Origin of the sequence: Paraburkholderia ginsengisoli NBRC 100965, assembly GCF_000739735.1 — a bacterium.
GTDB lineage: Bacteria > Pseudomonadota > Gammaproteobacteria > Burkholderiales > Burkholderiaceae > Paraburkholderia > Paraburkholderia ginsengisoli.
On sequence record NZ_BBJF01000003.1, the window covers coordinates 330113 to 348428 of the forward strand.

Genomic DNA, 18316 nt, shown 5'->3' on the forward strand with positions numbered 1-18316 from the left:
TGTGCGTTGGCATTTTGCCATATCGTTCCCTTCCGACGATAAAAAAATCCGCCCCCGATCAAATCGCCCTTTAATTGTGGTGCTTGCGCAACAGAAGCAATCCCCGGAAGGCACCGCCAGTCATGGCTGAGCGGCGGATTGCCCCACGCACGAATCGCGCCTGACCGGATCGAAAATGAGGTCCGGCCAGACGTTTCGCTGACCTTCCTCTAATAGGTATACGTACCCTCGGCGGGAGCGGATTCGCGGCATGTTAGAATCGCGTGATGCGTTGCGCCTGCAATGCTTACGCGAAGGCGCGGAGTGATTCGTCGCCTTGGCATGTAAAAGATACGGATAATGGATCAATTCGCCAAAGAGACTCTGCCAATCTCCCTAGAGGAGGAAATGCGCCGTTCGTATCTCGACTACGCGATGAGCGTGATCGTAGGGCGTGCGCTTCCCGATGTTCGCGATGGCCTGAAGCCGGTGCACCGGCGCGTGCTGTACGCGATGCACGAACTGAACAACGACTGGAACCGCGCGTACAAGAAGTCGGCGCGTATTGTCGGCGACGTCATCGGTAAATATCACCCGCACGGCGACACGGCTGTTTACGACACCATCGTCCGGATGGCGCAGGACTTCTCGTTGCGCTACATGCTGGTGGACGGCCAGGGCAACTTCGGTTCGGTCGACGGCGACAACGCCGCGGCGATGCGTTACACCGAAATCCGCATGGCGAAGATCGGCCACGAACTGCTGGCCGACATCGACAAGGAAACGGTCGACTTCACGCCGAACTATGACGGCAGCGAAAACGAACCGGCCATCCTGCCCGCGCGCATTCCCAACCTGTTGATCAACGGCTCGTCCGGCATCGCGGTCGGCATGGCGACCAACATTCCGCCGCACAACCTCAACGAGGTCGTCGACGCCTGCCAGCATCTGCTGAAGAACCCGGAAGCCACGATCGACGAACTGATCGAGATCATTCCGGCGCCGGATTTCCCGACCGCCGGCATCATCTACGGCGTGGCCGGCGTGCGCGACGGCTATCGCACGGGCCGCGGGCGCGTGGTGATGCGCGCGCTGACGCACTTCGAGGAAATCGATCGCGGCCAGCGCATGGCGATCATCGTCGACGAGCTGCCGTACCAGGTGAACAAGCGCTCGCTGCTGGAGCGCATCGCCGAGCTGGTCAACGAGAAGAAGCTCGAAGGCATCTCCGATATCCGCGACGAGTCCGACAAGAGCGGCATGCGCGTCGTGATCGAGCTGAAGCGCGGCGAAGTGCCGGAAGTGGTGCTGAACAATCTGTATAAGGCCACGCAGCTTCAGGATACCTTCGGGATGAACATGGTCGCGCTGGTCGACGGCCAGCCGAAGCTGCTGAACCTGAAGGAAATGCTGTCGTGCTTCCTGTCGCATCGCCGGGAAGTGTTGACGCGGCGCACTGTATACGAACTGCGCAAGGCTCGTGAACGCGGCCACGTGCTCGAAGGCCTCGCGGTCGCGCTCGCCAACATCGACGAGTTCATCGCGATCATCAAGGCCGCGCCGACTCCGCCGATCGCCAAGCAGGAATTGATGGCGCGTCCGTGGGATTCGTCGCTGGTGCGCGAAATGTTGTCGCGCGCCGAGACGGAAAACGCGACGGCGGGCGGTCGCGAAGCCTATCGTCCGGACGGGTTGAACCCGTCGTTCGGTATGCAATCCGACGGCCTCTACCGTCTGTCCGACACCCAGGCTCAGGAAATTCTGCAGATGCGTCTGCAGCGCCTGACCGGTCTGGAGCAGGACAAGATCATCGGCGAGTACCGCGAAGTGATGGCGCAAATCGCCGACCTGCTCGACATTCTGGCTCGCCCGGAACGTATTACGGCGATCATCGTCGACGAACTCACGTCGATCAAGGCTGAATTCGGCGATGCGCGCCGCTCGAAGATCGAGTTGAACGCAACCGAACTGAACACCGAAGACCTGATTACGCCGCAGGAAATGGTCGTGACCATGTCGCATGCGGGCTACGTGAAATCGCAGCCGCTGTCCGAGTACAGCGCGCAGAAGCGGGGTGGTCGCGGCAAGCAGGCCACGGCGATGAAGGAAGACGACTGGATCGACACGTTGTTCATCGCGAACACGCACGATCACATTCTGTGCTTCTCGAATCGCGGTCGCGTCTACAGCGTGAAGGTCTACGAAGTTCCGCAAGGTTCGCGGAACTCGCGAGGTCGTCCGATCATCAATATCTTCCCGCTGCAGGAAGGCGAAAAGATTACGGTCGTCTTGCCGGTCAAGGAATTTTCGGCAGACAAATTCGTCTTTATGGGCACCGCGTTGGGAACCGTAAAGAAGACGCCGCTGGAAGCCTTCGGCCGCGTGTTGCGCAAGGGTATTATTGCGGTCGGTCTGGATGACGGCGATTACCTGATCGGCGCGGCCATCACGGACGGCCAGCATGACGTGATGCTGTTCTCGGATTCGGGCAAGGCGGTTCGCTTCGACGAGAACGACGTGCGTCCGATGGGCCGCGAGGCGCGCGGTGTGCGCGGCATGCAGCTCGAAGACGGACAGAGCGTGATCGCGTTGCTGGTCGCCGGCGACGAGCAGCAGTCGGTGCTCACCGCCACCGAAAACGGCTTCGGCAAGCGCACGCCGATCATCGAATACACCCGTCACGGTCGCGGCACGAAGGGCATGATCGCGATCCAGACGTCGGAGCGTAATGGCAAGGTGGTCGCCGCGACGCTGGTGGATCAAGAGGCGCAGATCATGCTGATCACCAATACGGGCGTGCTGATTCGTACGCGCGTGTCGGAAATTCGCGAAATGGGACGTGCAACCCAAGGTGTTACACTCATCAGCCTTGACGAAGGGACCAAGCTTTCCGGTCTGCAACAGGTTGCTGAGGCCGAAGCCGAAGGTGAAGTGGAAGGCGACGTCGAAGGCCCTGCCGAAGGTGACAACGGCAGTGAGGACGGTGGCGCAGCCTGATCCGCGTCGGCAGATTTCAGTCTCGGTTAATGGTTGAAAGCTATGCTGCGCCGGGAATAAGGGCGTGTCGGATCGATACGCGTCCCGCGCAGCGCGCAGTTCAAGTTAATTTCTCTTAGGGAGTAATGATGCAAAAACGATTCAAACAACTGATGTTGCTGGCTGCCCTCGTGCCGACCTTCGCTATGGCTCAAGCACTGCAAAGCCAGGCCCCGGCGGCCCCGGCTGCTGCCGCAGCACCGGTTGACCCGGCCAAGCAGGCTGCGATCAAGGACCTGCTGGACGCAATCGACGCGCAGAAGCTGGTCGGCGCGATCGGCAACAGCGCGCAAATGCAAGCCAAGCAACTGGTTCCGGCTATCCTGTCGGACGCGCTGAGCGAAAACAAGACGATGACGGACAAGCAGAAGCAGGCATCCGTCCCGGCGCTGCAAAAGAACGCCGTGCCGAAGCTGGTTGACGGCGCAGGTCAAGTGTTCGCAACGGACAGCTTCCGTCAGGACGCGATGCAAGCTCAGTACGACGCGTACGCGAAGTACTACAGCACGTCGGAAATCAAGGATCTGACCGCGTTCTACAAGAGCGCGACCGGCCGCAAGTTCATCCAGGTCCAGGACCAGGTGGGCCGCGACGTCGTGAACGGCCTGATGCAAAAGTACATGCCGCAATCGATCAAGGCAACGCGCGACCAGGCTGACAAGGAAGTTGCTTCGGTCAAGCCGGCCAAGTAATCCAGCTCAAGAGGCTGCGCTGACATCGCGCGAGCCGCTGCTTGATACGCGCGCCTGGTAGGCGGTACGGCGCGCCGGGTTTGGCGGGTTGACGGTGACAATGCGATAATGGCCGTTTGCGCACACGCGCAGACGGCCATTTTCTTTTGTGGCGCGAAAACCCGGTGGTTTCGCTGTGGCAATTCGTTTTGGCCGAGGTTCGCGCCAACGAAACCACGTCGTCGAACTCGCATGGCCCGTTTCACTGTGGCTGCGTTTGCAGCGGCCGCCTTCGCCGATTTTTGCGCGATCTTTTATTTTTCGCGCCCGCTTCCCAGGACTTCACGATGCGCGTCTTTAATTTCTCCGCCGGCCCGGCGGCCATGCCCGAAGAAGTGCTGCGTCAGGCCGCCGATGAGATGCTCGATTGGCAAGGCAGTGGCATGAGCGTGATGGAAATGAGCCATCGCGGCAAAGAATTCATGTCGATCCACGAGGAAGCGCTTACCGATCTGCGCGAATTGCTCGCGGTGCCGGCGAGCCATCGCATCCTGTTCCTGCAGGGCGGCGGTCTGGGCGAGAACGCCATCGTGCCGATGAACCTGATGGGCGCGAAACCGCGCGCGGATTTCGTCATCACCGGTTCGTGGTCGCAGAAGTCCTTCAAGGAAGCGCAGAAATACGGCACGGTGCATCTAGCCGCCACCGGCCAGACGGCGGACGGCTTCACGCGGGCGCCGGCCCGCTCGGATTGGCAGTTGTCGGACGATCCGGCCTACGTGCATCTGTGCACGAACGAAACCATCCACGGCGTCGAGACGTTCGAGATTCCCGACCTCGGCGACATTCCGCTGGTGGCTGACGCGTCGTCCCACATCCTGTCGCGCCCGATGGACATCGCGAAATACGGCGTGCTGTTCGGCGGCGCGCAGAAGAATATCGGCATGGCCGGTGTGACGGTGGTGATCGTGCGCGAAGACATGCTGGATCGCGCGCAGGCGATCTGCCCGTCTGCGTTCGAATGGAAGACCGTCGCCGAAAACAATTCGATGTACAACACGCCGCCCACCTATGCGATCTACATCGCCGGGCTGGTGTTCAAGTGGTTGAAGAAGCAGGGCGGCCTTGCCGCGATGGAAGCGCGCAATCTCGAGAAGTCGAAGCTGCTGTACGACGCGATCGACTCGAGCGCTTTCTATCTGAACAAGGTCGAGCGAGGCTCGCGCTCGAGGATGAACGTACCGTTCTTCCTCGCCGACGAGTCGCGCAACGAAGATTTCCTGGCCGGCGCGAAAGCGCGGGGAATGGTGCAGCTAAAGGGCCACAAGTCCGTCGGCGGCATGCGGGCGTCGATTTATAACGCCGTCCCGCTCGAAGGCGTCAAAGCGCTTGTCGAATACATGAAGGAATTCGAACAGAGCAACGCCTGAGTCGCTGACTCGCAGGCACGCGCATCTTTTCCAGCAGTTACCCGGCAGGGCCGTTTTCACGCATGGACGACGAACTCAATACCCGACTCAAACCCCTCCGCGATCGCATCGATGCACTCGATGCGCAATTGATCGCACTGCTCAACCAGCGCGCCGCGGTTGCGCTCGAAGTGGGGGAGGTGAAGAAGCATTTCAACGCGCCGGTGTTCCGCCCGGAGCGCGAACAGCAGGTGATCGCGCGTTTGCAGGACATGAGCGAAGGGCCGCTCGCGAGCGAGCACATCAGCGCGATCTGGCGCGAGATCATGGCGGCGAGCCGTGCGCTCGAAAAGACCATCAAGGCCGCGTATCTCGGGCCGGTCGGCACCTATAGCGAACAGGCGATGCACGAGTACTTCGGTCAGTCGATCGAAGGCTTGCCGTGCCCGTCGATCGACGAGGTATTCCGTTCGGTCGAAGCGGGCGCCGCGGAATTCGGCGTCGTGCCGGTCGAGAATTCGACCGAAGGCGCGGTGTCGCGCACGCTCGATCTGCTGCTGCAAACGCAACTGACGATTGGCGGCGAACTGGCTTTGCCGATCCACCACAATTTGTTGACGCTGAACGGCGGCCTCACGGGCGTGAAGCGCGTGTGCGCGCATGCGCAGGCGCTCGCCCAGTGCCAGCGCTGGTTGTCGACGAACGCGCCGCATCTGGAACGCCAGGCGGTGTCGAGCAATGCCGAGGCGGCGCGCATGGCGGCGGAAGACCCGAGCGTCGCGGCTATCGCCGGCGATCGCGCAGCGACCCACTACGGCTTGCTGGTGGTGAACGCGCTGATCCAGGACGACCCGCACAATCGCACGCGCTTCGTGATGATCGGCAAGCAGCCGGCCGGGCCGAGCGGATACGACCAGACTTCGCTGATCGTGTCGGTGGTCAACGAACCCGGCGCGATGGTCAAGCTGCTGGAGCCGCTGGCTCGCCATAGCGTGTCGATGACCCGTTTCGAATCGCGTCCGGCTCGCGTCGGCACGTGGGAGTATTACTTCTACATCGACGTCGAAGGCCATCGCGACGATCCGGCGGTCGCGGCCGCACTGATCGAACTCGGCGAGAAGGCCGCGTTCCTGAAGATACTCGGTTCGTATCCGCGCGCCCGCTAACGGGTCGTCGGCAACGGATGCAAGCAATGGGAAAGGGCGGCGTCGTGCCGCCCAGCCGCACATTCAACTACACCTAGTCGTTCGGAGATATTCATGACAGCGTCTTTCGGTCCTTCCTACGTGCGCGCAATCGCGCCTTACATCGCCGGCAAGCCGATCTCGGAAGTGGCCCGCGAGTTCGATCTGGACGAAGCGACCATCGTGAAGCTGGCATCGAACGAGAATCCGCTCGGCATGCCGGAGTCGGCGCAACGCGCGATGGCGCAAGCCGCCAGCGAACTCGGCCGTTATCCGGACGCGAACGCGTTCGAGCTGAAGGCCGCGTTGAGCGAGCGCTACGACGTGCCGGCTGACTGGGTCACGCTCGGCAACGGCAGCAACGATATCCTGGAAATCGCCGCGCACGCGTTCGTCGAGAAAGGCCAGTCGATCGTGTTCGCGCAGTATTCGTTCGCGGTCTACGCGCTCGCCACGCAGGGCGTGGGCGCGCGCGCGATCGTCGTGCCGGCCGTGGAGTACGGTCACGACCTCGACGCGATGCTTGCCGCGATCACCGACGACACGCGCCTCGTGTTCGTCGCGAATCCGAACAATCCGACCGGCACGTTTATCGAAGGTCCGAAGCTCGAAGCGTTTCTCGACAAGGTGCCGCGTCACGTGGTCGTGGTGCTCGACGAGGCGTACACCGAATATCTACCGCAGGAAAAGCGTTACGACTCGATCGCATGGGTGCGCCGCTATCCGAATCTGCTGGTGTCGCGCACGTTCTCGAAGGCGTTCGGCCTCGCGGGTCTGCGCGTCGGCTTCGCAATTGCCCAGCCTGAATTGACCGATCTGCTGAACCGTCTGCGTCAACCGTTCAACGTGAACACGCTGGCGCAAGCCGCGGCAATCGCCGCGCTCAACGACAAGGCGTTTCTCGAGAAGAGCGCGGCGCTGAACGCGCAAGGCTATCGCCGCTTGACTGAAGCGTTCGACAAGCTCGGTCTTGAGTACGTGCCGTCGCACGGCAACTTTGTGCTGGTGCGCGTCGGCAACGACGACGCGGCCGGCAATCGCGTCAATCTCGAACTGCTGAAGCAGGGCGTGATCGTGCGTCCGGTCGGCAACTACGGTTTGCCGCAATGGCTGCGTATCACGATCGGCCTGCCGGAAGAAAACGACGCCTTCCTCGCGGCGCTCGAAAAGACGCTCGCCACCGCTTGAGCGGTGGTTCTCACCTTTGACCCGCGCGCCTGATCGGCACGGCTTATCTGCATAACTGGCGCTTTTTCTGTGACCGACGTGGCCGCGTTTTCTTTTAACAAGCTGGTGATTTTCGGTGTCGGCCTGATCGGCGGATCGCTCGCGCGCGCGTTGCGCGAACGCGGCGAAACCGAAGGGGCGCGCAAGGTGATCGGCGTCGGGCGGTCGTCCGCGTCGAGCGAGCGCGCTTTGGCCTTGGGCGTGATCGACGGCGCGGCGGCGTTGAGCGACGATGCTGCGCTGCGTGACGCGCTGTCCGGCGCGGACTTTGTGTTGCTGGCGGCACCCGTCGCGCAGACCCAGCCATTGCTCGACCGCATCGCGCCCTATCTCGACGCGAGCACCATCGTTACCGATGCCGGTAGCACCAAGTCGGACGTGGTCGCCGCGGCGCGCGCGGCACTCGGTGCGCGGATTGGCCAGTTCGTGCCGGGGCATCCGATTGCCGGCCGCGAGTCGAGCGGCGTCGATGCCGCGTTGCCGGATCTGTATGTGAACCGCAATGTCGTGCTGTGTCCGCTGGCCGAGAATGCGCCGGACGCGGTCGAGCAGGTCGCGGCGATGTGGCGCGCCACCGGCGCTCTCGTGCGCGAAATGACGCCCGAGCAGCACGACCGCGTGTTCGCGTCGGTCAGCCATCTTCCGCACGTGCTGTCGTTCGCGCTGGTCGAGCAGATTCTCAATTCACCCGACGCCGCGTTGAAATTCTCGTTCGCGGCGGGGGGCTTTCGCGACTTCACGCGCATCGCTGCGTCGAGCCCGGAGATGTGGCGCGACGTGTGCGTCGCCAATCGCGTCGCGCTGCTCGACGAACTCGATGCCTACACCGCGGTGCTCGCGCGCCTGCGCGCGGCGATCGAGGCCGCCGACGGCGCCGCGCTCGAAGCCGTGTTCGCGCGCTCGCGAGTCGCGCGCACCGAATGGCAGGAACAGCGCGCGGCCAGCGTGGCCCCGAGCGACGCGTCGAAATAACCGGAAACTGGACTCAATCATGGAATTCCTCGATCTCGGACCGTTTTCTCGTGCGACCGGCACGGTTCGTCTGCCCGGCTCGAAGAGCATTTCGAATCGGGTGCTGCTGCTCGCGGCGCTCGCCGAAGGCGAAACGACGATCACGAACCTGCTCGACTCCGACGACACCCGCGTGATGCTCGACGCGCTCGAAAAGCTCGGCGTGCGTCTGAAGCGCGACGGCGACACCTGCGTCGTGACCGGCACGCGCGGCGCGTTCACCGCGCGCCAGGCCGATCTGTTCCTCGGTAACGCGGGCACGGCGGTGCGTCCGCTGACCGCGGCGCTGGCCGTGAACGGCGGTGACTATCGGATCCACGGCGTGCCGCGCATGCACGAACGGCCGATCGGCGATCTGGTCGACGGCCTGCGGCAGATCGGCGCGAAGATCGACTACGAAGAGAATGAAGGCTATCCGCCGCTGCGGATCCGCCCGGCACAGATCACCGCCGATACGCCGATTCGCGTGCGCGGCGACGTGTCCAGCCAGTTCCTGACTTCGTTGCTGATGACGCTGCCGTTGTTGCGCACCGAAAGCGGCGTGACCACCGTGCAGGTGGACGGCGAACTGATCTCGAAGCCGTACATCGAGATCACGATCAAGCTGATGGCGCGCTTCGGCATCAACGTGGAGCGTCACGGCTGGCATCAGTTCGTCGTGCCCTCGGGGCAGCGCTATCAGTCGCCGGGCACGATCATGGTCGAGGGCGATGCGTCGTCCGCATCGTATTTTCTCGCGGCTGGCGCGCTCGGCGGCGGCCCGCTGAAAGTGGAGGGCGTCGGCCGCGCGAGCATCCAGGGCGACGTCGGCTTTGCCGATGCGCTCATCAAAATGGGCGCGAACCTGCAGATGGGCGACGACTGGATCGAAGTACGCGGCGTCGGCAACGACCACGGCAAGCTCGATCCGATCGACATGGACTTCAATCTGATTCCCGACGCCGCAATGACGATCGCCGTCGCCGCGCTGTTCGCTGACGGCACCACCACGCTGCGCAACATCGCCAGCTGGCGCGTGAAGGAAACCGACCGCATCGCCGCGATGGCAACGGAGCTGCGCAAGGTCGGCGCGAAAGTGCAGGAGGGCGAGGATTTTCTCGTCGTCACGCCGCCTGAAAAGCTGATTCCGAACGCTTCCATCGACACGTACGACGACCACCGGATGGCCATGTGCTTCTCGCTCGTGAGCCTCGGCGGCGTGCCGATCCGGATCAACGATCCGAAGTGCGTCGGCAAGACGTTTCCCGATTATTTCGAGCGCTTCATTGCGCTCGCTCAACCCTGATTCGATCTCGAATCGACTGACGTGCGACTTTTTCGATGAAACCGACCCGTCCCTTTCACCAGACGCCCGTCATTACGATCGACGGCCCGAGTGCCTCCGGCAAAGGCACCGTGGCCGCGCTGGTTGCCGCGAGCCTCGGCTTTCACCTGCTGGATAGCGGCGCGCTGTACCGCCTCGCCGCGCTGGCCAGCCTCCGCTATGGCGTCGCGCCTGACGACGCCGACGCGCTGGTCAAGCTGATCGACGACCTGCATATCACTTTCCGCGAGGGGCTGGCGCAACTCGACGGCGTTGACGTGTCGGCGGAAATTCGCGCCGAGGCAGTCGGCAGCCGGGCGTCGGCGATTGCGGTGCACGCTCCCGTGCGAGCCGCGCTGGTGGCGCGTCAGCGGGCGTTCCGCAAGGAACCGGGGTTGGTCGCCGACGGCCGCGACATGGGCACTGTGATCTTCCAGGACGCCGTACTGAAGGTGTTCATGACCGCCAGCGTGGAGGCCCGCGCGGCGCGCCGACATAAGCAATTGATCCAAAAAGGCTTTTCTGCTAATATGGATGACTTGCTCCGGGATTTGCGTGAGCGCGACGAGCGTGACAGTCAGCGCGCAGCCGCGCCACTCAAGCCCGCAGCGGATGCAAAGCTGCTTGATACCTCTTCATTGTCGGTCGACCAGGCGGTCGAACAGGTGGTGCAGTGGTATGGAGCTTTAGTCCCGCATGGCTGATTGAAGTACGGTTGTGAATCAGCGGCGGCGCTGTAGAAGTCCGTTGTCGGTAGGTGCTTCACGATTGTCGTGAAGCGTTGTATTAACCCTTTAACCCCGCGTGGCATTCGCTTTCTTGCCGAAGTTGCTGACCGTCCCGGCCAGCCGGGCACCGCGAGAACCATGCAAATTTTGATTTTTATGTCCGACCTGCAAACCTCTACCCCGAATACCGAATCTTTTGCGGCTCTGTTCGAAGAGTCGCTGACCAAGCAAGACATGCGCGCTGGCGAAGTGATCTCCGCCGAAGTCGTGCGTGTTGACCACAACTTCGTGGTCGTGAACGCTGGTCTCAAGTCCGAAGCCTACATCCCGCTCGAAGAGTTCCTGAACGACGCGGGCGAGGTAGAAGTGCAGGCGGGCGACTTCGTTTCCGTCGCGATCGACGCGCTGGAAAACGGCTATGGCGACACGATCCTGTCGCGCGACAAGGCGAAGCGCCTGGCTTCGTGGCTGTCGCTGGAAAAGGCTCTCGACAACAACGAACTCGTGACCGGCACGATCACGGGCAAGGTCAAGGGCGGCATGACCGTGATGGTCAACGGCATCCGCGCGTTCCTGCCGGGTTCGTTGGTCGACACGCGTCCGGTCAAGGACACGACCCCGTACGAAGGCAAGACGCTGGAATTCCGCGTCATCAAGCTCGACCGCAAGCGTAACAACGTCGTGCTGTCGCGCCGCGCTGTGATCGAAGCGACCCAAGGCGAAGAGCGCGCAAAGCTGCTCGAAACGCTGAAGGAAGGCGCGATCGTGGAAGGCGTGGTCAAGAACATCACCGACTACGGCGCATTCGTGGACCTCGGCGGTATCGACGGCCTGCTGCACATCACCGACATCGCATGGCGTCGTGTGCGTCACCCGAGCGAAGTTCTGTCGGTTGGCCAGGAAGTCACCGCGAAGATCCTCAAGTTCGACCAAGAGAAGAACCGCGTTTCGCTGGGCATCAAGCAACTGGGCGACGATCCGTGGGAAGGCATCTCGCGCCGTTACCCGTCGGGCACGCGCCTGTTCGGTAAGGTCACCAACATCACCGACTACGGCGCATTCGTCGAAGTGGAATCGGGCATCGAAGGCCTCGTCCACGTGTCGGAAATGGACTGGACGAACAAGAACGTTGCACCGTCGAAGGTTGTGCAGCTGGGCGACGAAGTCGAAGTCATGGTTCTCGAAATCGACGAAGACCGCCGCCGTATCAGCCTCGGCATGAAGCAATGCAAGCCGAACCCGTGGGACGACTTCAGCCGCAACTTCAAGAAGGGTGACAAGCTGCAAGGCGCAATCAAGTCGATCACCGACTTCGGCGTCTTCATCGGTCTGCCGGGCGGCATCGACGGTCTGGTTCACCTGTCGGACCTGTCGTGGAGCGAAACGGGCGAAGAAGCAGTTCGCAAGTACAAGAAGGGCGACGAAGTGGAAGCGATCGTTCTCGGCATCGACGTCGAGAAGGAACGCATTTCGCTGGGCATCAAGCAGCTCGAAGGCGACCCGTTCAGCAACTTCGTTGCAATGAACGACAAGGGTTCGATCGTCGACGGCGTGGTCAAGACGGTGGACGCGAAGGGTGCCGTGGTTCAACTGTCGGCGGAAGTCGAAGGCTACCTGCGCGCTTCGGAAATCGCCCAAGACCGCGTGGAAGATGCTCGCAACGTGCTGAAGGAAGGCGACAAGGTCAACGCGATGATCATCAACATCGATCGCAAGTCGCGTGGCATCAACCTGTCGATCAAGGCCAAGGACTCGGCTGAGCAACAGGAAGCGATTCGCGGCCTGGCTTCGTCGGACTCGAGCTCGGCAGCCACCGGCACGACGAACCTCGGCGCGCTGCTGAAGGCCAAGCTCGACGGCCAGAACCAGTAAGTCTGAGAGGTCTGCTGCAGTATGACCAAATCGGAATTGGTCGCCCAGCTGGCTACGCGATTCCCGCAGCTTGTACTCAAAGATGCGGATTTCGCGGTGAAGACGATGCTTGATGCGATGTCGGAGGCGCTTGCCAACGGTCATCGCATCGAAATTCGCGGCTTCGGCAGCTTCGGGCTCAACCGCCGTCCCTCCCGCGTCGGGCGCAATCCGAAGTCGGGCGAGAAGGTGTTGGTACCTGAGAAGTATGTACCGCACTTCAAGCCGGGCAAGGAATTGCGTGAACGGGTAGACCGTCGTGCGGGCGAGCCATTGAAGGCCGAAGAGCCGGATGACGATCTGTAAATGCTTCGCTGCGCGTTTTGCAGCGTGGCATTGGTAGCGTCAGCGGCCAAAGCCAGTTGGCAAAAGACCAGAAAAAGCGCCTTCGGGCGCTTTTTTTTCGTCCATACATGTTGCGCCGCATCGTCGCGGCTGCTCTGTCGTGTCATGCCACGCCGGGTCACGTGCAGCTTGAATGACTGCATGCACCTGCCGCGCAATCAGAGCATGCGCCCCACCCATCCATTTGCGACAGGATAAACCCCGCGTAGTGCGCATTCCGCCACTTCCTGCCCAGCCACGAGGGCTTCAATTACAATACGGGTCACTTCGGCGCGGGCAATACCGTGGCGCGACGCGTCATCAAGCCGGCGTCACCCCGCAACTGCCGTCAAGAGACTATTCATGAAATTTATCGTCTGGCTGATCCGTGTGCTGGTGTTCGTGCTGCTGCTGGTGCTGGCGCTCTCCAACACGCAACCTGCTACGTTGAATTTCCTCGCCGGCTATACGTGGTCGGCGCCTCTGATCCTGATCGGCCTCGCATTCTTCGTAGTGGGGCTGTTGGCTGGCTTGGTGTCGGCGATGCCCGCCACACTGCGCCTGCGCATGGAAAATGGGCGGCTCAAGCGCGAGTTGCGCGTAGCGCGCGAAACCCCGGTGGTGGTCGAACAGCCGCCCATGCCGCCGTTGATCTGAATTGCTCTTCCGCCGCGCGCCTTGAGCGCGGTTTTTCCTTCCCGCTTTCCCGCACATTTGCATTAATCGCATGGATCTAGACTTCTGGTGGCTGCTCGTCATACCCGTCGCTTTCGCGTTCGGCTGGATGGCCGCGCGCTACGACCTTAAGACGCTGCTGTCCGAAAGCGCCAACCTGCCGCGCTCGTATTTCCGCGGCCTGAACTTCCTGCTCAACGAACAGCCGGATCAGGCGATCGATGCGTTCATCGAAGTGGTCAAGCTCGACCCTGAAACGGTCGAGCTGCATTTCGCGCTGGGCAATCTGTTCCGGCGCCGCGGCGAAACGGATCGCGCGATTCGCGTGCATCAGAATCTGCTGAGCCGCGCCGACCTGCCGGTCAGCGAACGCGATCACGCGCTCTACGAACTGGGCCAGGACTTCCTGAAGGCGGGCCTGCTCGATCGCGCGGAGGAAACCTTCCGCTCGCTCGAAACCGGCGACTATGCATTGGGCGCGCAACGTGCGCTGCTCACCATCTACGAAATCGAGAAGGACTGGGTCAAGTCGATCGACACCGCGCGCCACCTGGAAACGATGGGCGCCGAGTCGCTCGGCAAGGAAATCGCGCAGTTCCATTGCGAGCTCGCGCAGGAAGCGTTGCAGCAGAAAAACGCGGACGAGGCGCGCCGTCAACTCGGCTTCGCACTGAAGGCGAATCCGACCAACGTGCGCGCCACGATCCTGTTCGGTGACGTCGATGCCGCCGGCGGCGCGCAGGACGCGGCCATCGCGCAGTGGCGGCGCGTCGAGGAACAGAATCCGGCCTATCTGCCGCTGGTCGCCGAGAAGGTGATGAAGGCCTACGAAGCGCTCGGCCGTTCGCAGGAAGGCGCCGATCTGCTCACCACCTGGGTCGACCGTCATCCGACCAACGATCTGCTCGACGTCGCATATCAGCACGTCGCGTCGCTGCGCGGGCTCGATGCGGCGCACGCGCTAGCGCGCTCGCAGATGCAGAAATCGCCGAATCTGGCCGGCATGACGCGCCTGCTCGAAGCCCAACAGGCCGTCGCGGAAGAACCGCGGCGCAGCGAACTCGAATTGATGCGCACGCTGATCCGTCAGCGCACAAAAAATCTGCCGCGGTACACGTGCCAGAATTGTGGCTTCAGGGCGCGGCTTTTCTACTGGCAGTGCCCGGGTTGCAGCGGATGGGAAACCTATGCGCCGCGTCGCGTCGAACCGATTGCCGCGTCGAGTTGACGCCATCGCCCGCGCGGACGGATTTCGCGGCGAGCACATCGCCGGCCTCATGACCGGCAATCATCACCGGAACCTTCTACCGGAAAGCGTATGAAAATCACCATTATCGGCACCGGCTATGTCGGCCTCGTCACTGGCGCGTGTCTCGCTGAGATCGGCCACGACGTTTTCTGTCTCGACGTCGATCCGCGCAAGATCGAAATTCTCAATAACGGCGGCGTGCCGATTCACGAGCCCGGTTTGCAGGAGATGATCGCGCGCACGCGCGCGGCGCGCCGCATCACGTTTTCGACGGATGTCGCGGCGAGCGTCGCGCACGGCGACGTGCAGTTCATCGCGGTCGGCACGCCGCCCGACGAAGATGGCTCGGCCGATCTGCAATACGTGCTGGAGGCGGCCCGCAACATCGGCCGCACGATGAACGGCTTCAAGGTGATCGTCGACAAGTCGACGGTGCCGGTCGGCACCGCGCAGCGCGTACGCGCGGTGATCGCCGAAGAGCTGGCCAAACGCGGTTTGGCGGACAGCGAGCAACATCGCTTTTCGGTGGTCTCCAACCCCGAGTTCCTGAAGGAAGGCGCGGCGGTCGACGACTTCATGCGGCCCGATCGCATCGTGCTCGGCAGCGACGAAGACGAAGCCGGCCTGCGCGCGCGTGAATTGATGAAGCGCCTCTACGCGCCGTTCAACCGCAATCACGAACGCACGCTGCACATGGACGTGCGTTCCGCCGAGTTCACCAAGTACGCGGCCAACGCGATGCTCGCCACGCGCATCTCGTTCATGAACGAGATGTCGAATCTGGCGGACCGCGTCGGCGCGGATATCGAATCGGTGCGTCGCGGCATCGGCTCGGACCCGCGCATCGGTTATCACTTCCTGTATGCCGGTTGCGGCTACGGCGGCTCATGCTTCCCGAAGGACGTGCAGGCGCTGATTCGCACCGCTAGCGAGAGCGGCCACAATCTGCGCATTCTCGAAGCGGTCGAGGAGGTGAACGACAAGCAGAAGGACGTGCTGGTTCAGAAGATCACGGCCAGGCTCGGCGACGATCTGCGCGGCCGCACGTTCGCCGTGTGGGGCCTCGCGTTCAAGCCGAATACCGACGACATGCGAGAAGCGCCGAGCCGTCGCGTGATCGCCGAACTGCTGGCGCGTGGCGCCCAGGTGCGCGCATACGATCCGGTCGCGGTAACCGAAGCGCGCCGCGTGTTCGAGCTCGATCTACACGACACGCCCGAACAGCTCGCGCGCCTGAGTTTCGCGAGCACGCAGGACGAAACGCTCACCGGCGCCGACGCGCTCGTGATCGTGACCGAATGGAAGGAATTCAAAAGTCCGGATTTCGTGTACCTGAAGTCGGTGCTGAAGTCGCCGCTAATTTTCGACGGCCGCAACCTGTACGAACCGGACGCGATGACCGAGCTCGGCATCGACTATCACTCGATTGGACGCCCTTATGCCCAACCCTCTGAACTTCCGGCCGGTGCCTGAGGCCATGCCGGGAGCCTCCGCGTCCACGCCGGCGCAGCAACTCACGGTGGTGCCGCGCGCGCAGCTCGGCGCGGCGCGCGTGTTAGTGGTGGGTGACGTGATGCTCGACCGTTACTGGTTCGGCGACGTGAATCGTATCTCCCCGGAAGCGCCGGTGCCGGTGGTGCATGTGCAGCGCCAGGAAGACCGCCTGGGCGGCGCGGCGAACGTCGCGCGCAACGCGGTCGCGCTCGGCGCGCAGGCGGGTCTCCTGTGCGTGGTCGGCCATGACGAACCGGGCGAGCGCATCGTGCAGTTGCTCGGCGAAAGCGGGGTGACGCCGCATCTCGAACGCGATCCGGCGCTGTTGACCACGATCAAGCTGCGCGTGCTGTCGCGTCAGCAGCAGTTGCTGCGAGTCGACTTCGAAAACTCGCCGGCGCACGAGGTGCTGCTCGCGGGCCTCGCGCGCTTCGACGAATTGCTGCCGTCGCACGACGTGATCCTGATGTCCGATTACGCGAAGGGCGGCCTCACGCACGTCACGCAGATGATCGCGAAAGCGCACGCGGCCGGCAAGCCGGTTCTGGTCGATCCGAAGGGCGACGACTGGGAGCGCTATCGCGGCGCGACGCTGATCACCCCGAATCGCGCCGAGTTGCGCGAGGTCGTCGGGCAGTGGAAGTCCGAAGAGGATCTGCTCGCGCGCGTGACCAGGTTGCGCACCGAGCTGGCGTTCAAGGCGCTGCTGCTGACGCGCTCGGAAGAAGGCATGACGCTCTTCTCCGACGACGGCGTCCTGCACACCTCGGCCGTCGCACGCGAAGTGTATGATGTCTCGGGTGCGGGCGACACCGTGATCGCCACGCTCGCGGCCATGCTGGGCGCGGGTCTCACGCTGGTCGACGCGGTCGGCCTCGCGAATCGCGCGGCCGGTATCGTGGTCGGCAAACTCGGCACCGCCACCGTCGACTACGACGAACTCTTTCATTGATGCGGCCCGCCTGGTCCCTTTGAGAGCGCCTTCAGGCCGCACAAAAAAGGAATCGGCGGGGCGTCAACTGACCTCACTACCGCAGCAGGATCATCATGACCCTCATCGTCACCGGCGCGGCCGGTTTCATCGGCAGCAATCTCGTCAAGGCGCTCAACGAGCGCGGCGAACAACGCATCATCGCCGTGGACAACCTCACGCGCGCCGACAAGTTCAAGAATCTGGTCGACTGCGAAATCGACGACTATCTGGACAAGACCGAATTCGTCGAGCGCTTCAGGCGCGGCGACTTCGGCAAGGTGCGTGCGATTTTCCACGAAGGCGCCTGCTCGGACACGATGGAAACCGACGGCCGCTACATGATGGACAACAACTTCCGCTACAGCCGCGATGTGCTCGATGTCTGCCTCGCGCAGAACATCCAGTTCCTGTACGCGTCGTCGGCGGCGACGTATGGCGGCTCGAGCCGTTTCGTCGAAGAGCGCGAAGTCGAGCAGCCGCTGAACGTGTACGGCTATTCGAAGTTCCTGTTCGACCAGGTGATCCGCCGCGTGCTGCCCACCGCGAAAAGCCAGATTGCCGGCTTCCGTTACTTCAACGTGTACGGGCCGCGCGAAACGCACAAAGCGCGTATGGCGTCGGTCGCGTTTCACAACTTCAACCAGTTCCGCTCCGAAGGCAAGGTCAAGCTGTTCGGCGAGTACAACGGCTACGCGGCGGGCGAGCAGACGCGCGACTTCGTGTCCGTCGAAGACGTCGTGAAGGTCAACCTGTTCTTCTTCGACAACCCGGACAAGTCGGGCATCTTCAATCTGGGCAGCGGCCGCGCGCAACCGTTCAACGACATCGCGAGCACGGTGGTCAACACGCTGCGCGCGCTGAACGACGAGCCGGCGCTGTCGCTCGCGGAGCAGGTGCAGCGCGGGCTGATCGAATACATTCCGTTCCCGGACGCGCTGCGCGGCAAGTATCAATGCTTCACGCAGGCGGATCAGTCGAAGCTGCGCGCAGCGGGCTACGACGCGCCGTTCCTGAGCGTGCAGGAGGGTGTCGATCGTTACGTACGTTGGCTATTCGGCCAGGTGTAAATAATTCGGATACCTCTTTAAACTGGAATCTCCCGGTTGGTGATGGTCGCCAACCGGTTGTACGAGGGAGATTCC

General features: G+C 62.6%; 15 protein-coding genes. All 15 read left to right on the forward strand.

Annotated features, from left to right (window positions below):
• Positions 1-339 precede the first annotated feature (339 nt).
• Positions 340-2976, forward strand: coding sequence for a DNA gyrase subunit A (gene gyrA / locus BGI01S_RS02555; RefSeq protein WP_084585245.1), 2637 nt, complete (start codon positions 340-342; stop codon positions 2974-2976).
• A gap of 128 nt (positions 2977-3104) precedes the next feature.
• Positions 3105-3707, forward strand: coding sequence for a DUF2059 domain-containing protein (locus BGI01S_RS02560; protein WP_042322585.1), 603 nt, complete (start codon positions 3105-3107; stop codon positions 3705-3707).
• A gap of 326 nt (positions 3708-4033) precedes the next feature.
• Complete coding sequence (gene serC, locus BGI01S_RS02565) at positions 4034-5116, forward strand: 3-phosphoserine/phosphohydroxythreonine transaminase (RefSeq protein WP_042322587.1); 1083 nt, start codon at positions 4034-4036, stop codon at positions 5114-5116.
• Between the two features lie 62 nt (positions 5117-5178).
• On the forward strand, positions 5179-6261 hold the full coding sequence (pheA, locus tag BGI01S_RS02570) for a prephenate dehydratase (protein ID WP_042321868.1): 1083 nt from the start codon (positions 5179-5181) through the stop codon (positions 6259-6261).
• A 93-nt stretch (positions 6262-6354) separates the two neighbouring features.
• Positions 6355-7467, forward strand: a complete 1113-nt coding sequence (gene hisC, locus BGI01S_RS02575; RefSeq protein ID WP_042321871.1) for a histidinol-phosphate transaminase — start codon at positions 6355-6357, stop codon at positions 7465-7467.
• 69 nt (positions 7468-7536) lie between these two features.
• Positions 7537-8478 (forward strand): prephenate dehydrogenase, encoded by a 942-nt coding sequence (locus tag BGI01S_RS02580; RefSeq protein ID WP_042321873.1) that lies wholly within the window; start codon positions 7537-7539, stop codon positions 8476-8478.
• 19 nt (positions 8479-8497) lie between these two features.
• Complete coding sequence (gene aroA, locus BGI01S_RS02585; RefSeq protein ID WP_042321874.1) at positions 8498-9802, forward strand: 3-phosphoshikimate 1-carboxyvinyltransferase; 1305 nt, start codon at positions 8498-8500, stop codon at positions 9800-9802.
• 35 nt (positions 9803-9837) lie between these two features.
• Positions 9838-10524 carry a (d)CMP kinase gene (gene cmk / locus BGI01S_RS02590; protein ID WP_042321877.1) on the forward strand — a complete coding sequence of 229 codons (687 nt, stop codon included), beginning with the start codon at positions 9838-9840 and terminating at the stop codon, positions 10522-10524.
• Positions 10525-10686: 162 nt separating this feature from the next.
• Positions 10687-12420 (forward strand): 30S ribosomal protein S1, encoded by a 1734-nt coding sequence (gene rpsA / locus BGI01S_RS02595; RefSeq protein WP_042321879.1) that lies wholly within the window; start codon positions 10687-10689, stop codon positions 12418-12420.
• A gap of 21 nt (positions 12421-12441) precedes the next feature.
• Entirely contained in the window at positions 12442-12765 is a 324-nt protein-coding gene (locus BGI01S_RS02600) for an integration host factor subunit beta (RefSeq protein WP_007180889.1), read from the forward strand.
• A gap of 381 nt (positions 12766-13146) precedes the next feature.
• Entirely contained in the window at positions 13147-13440 is a 294-nt protein-coding gene (locus tag BGI01S_RS02605) for a LapA family protein (protein ID WP_042321884.1), read from the forward strand.
• Between the two features lie 70 nt (positions 13441-13510).
• Positions 13511-14686: a lipopolysaccharide assembly protein LapB gene (gene lapB, locus BGI01S_RS02610; protein ID WP_042321886.1), complete on the forward strand. Its 1176-nt coding sequence runs from the start codon at positions 13511-13513 to the stop codon at positions 14684-14686.
• A 90-nt stretch (positions 14687-14776) separates the two neighbouring features.
• Positions 14777-16180 carry a UDP-glucose dehydrogenase family protein gene (locus BGI01S_RS02615; RefSeq protein ID WP_042321888.1) on the forward strand — a complete coding sequence of 468 codons (1404 nt, stop codon included), beginning with the start codon at positions 14777-14779 and terminating at the stop codon, positions 16178-16180.
• Positions 16146-17153 carry a D-glycero-beta-D-manno-heptose-7-phosphate kinase gene (gene rfaE1, locus BGI01S_RS02620; RefSeq protein ID WP_084585258.1) on the forward strand — a complete coding sequence of 336 codons (1008 nt, stop codon included), beginning with the start codon at positions 16146-16148 and terminating at the stop codon, positions 17151-17153. Before BGI01S_RS02615 ends, rfaE1 begins: the two co-directional genes overlap by 35 nt.
• A 95-nt stretch (positions 17154-17248) precedes the next feature.
• A complete protein-coding gene (gene rfaD / locus BGI01S_RS02625) occupies positions 17249-18241 on the forward strand; it encodes an ADP-glyceromanno-heptose 6-epimerase (RefSeq protein ID WP_042321891.1) in 993 nt (330 codons plus the stop codon).
• The last annotated feature ends 75 nt before the right edge of the window (positions 18242-18316 follow it).

What these genes read in the sequence shown, in the direction of transcription:
- gyrA (WP_084585245.1), top strand. Translation starts at nt 340, where the DNA reads ATGGATCAATTCGCCAAAGAGACTCTGCCAATCTCCCTAGAGGAGGAA.
- BGI01S_RS02560 (WP_042322585.1), top strand. Translation starts at nt 3,105, where the DNA reads ATGCAAAAACGATTCAAACAACTGATGTTGCTGGCTGCCCTCGTGCCG.
- serC (WP_042322587.1), top strand. Translation starts at nt 4,034, where the DNA reads ATGCGCGTCTTTAATTTCTCCGCCGGCCCGGCGGCCATGCCCGAAGAA.
- pheA (WP_042321868.1), top strand. Translation starts at nt 5,179, where the DNA reads ATGGACGACGAACTCAATACCCGACTCAAACCCCTCCGCGATCGCATC.
- hisC (WP_042321871.1), top strand. Translation starts at nt 6,355, where the DNA reads ATGACAGCGTCTTTCGGTCCTTCCTACGTGCGCGCAATCGCGCCTTAC.
- aroA (WP_042321874.1), top strand. Translation starts at nt 8,498, where the DNA reads ATGGAATTCCTCGATCTCGGACCGTTTTCTCGTGCGACCGGCACGGTT.
- cmk (WP_042321877.1), top strand. Translation starts at nt 9,838, where the DNA reads ATGAAACCGACCCGTCCCTTTCACCAGACGCCCGTCATTACGATCGAC.
- rpsA (WP_042321879.1), top strand. Translation starts at nt 10,687, where the DNA reads ATGCAAATTTTGATTTTTATGTCCGACCTGCAAACCTCTACCCCGAAT.
- BGI01S_RS02600 (WP_007180889.1), top strand. Translation starts at nt 12,442, where the DNA reads ATGACCAAATCGGAATTGGTCGCCCAGCTGGCTACGCGATTCCCGCAG.
- BGI01S_RS02605 (WP_042321884.1), top strand. Translation starts at nt 13,147, where the DNA reads ATGAAATTTATCGTCTGGCTGATCCGTGTGCTGGTGTTCGTGCTGCTG.
- lapB (WP_042321886.1), top strand. Translation starts at nt 13,511, where the DNA reads ATGGATCTAGACTTCTGGTGGCTGCTCGTCATACCCGTCGCTTTCGCG.
- BGI01S_RS02615 (WP_042321888.1), top strand. Translation starts at nt 14,777, where the DNA reads ATGAAAATCACCATTATCGGCACCGGCTATGTCGGCCTCGTCACTGGC.
- rfaE1 (WP_084585258.1), top strand. Translation starts at nt 16,146, where the DNA reads ATGCCCAACCCTCTGAACTTCCGGCCGGTGCCTGAGGCCATGCCGGGA.
- rfaD (WP_042321891.1), top strand. Translation starts at nt 17,249, where the DNA reads ATGACCCTCATCGTCACCGGCGCGGCCGGTTTCATCGGCAGCAATCTC.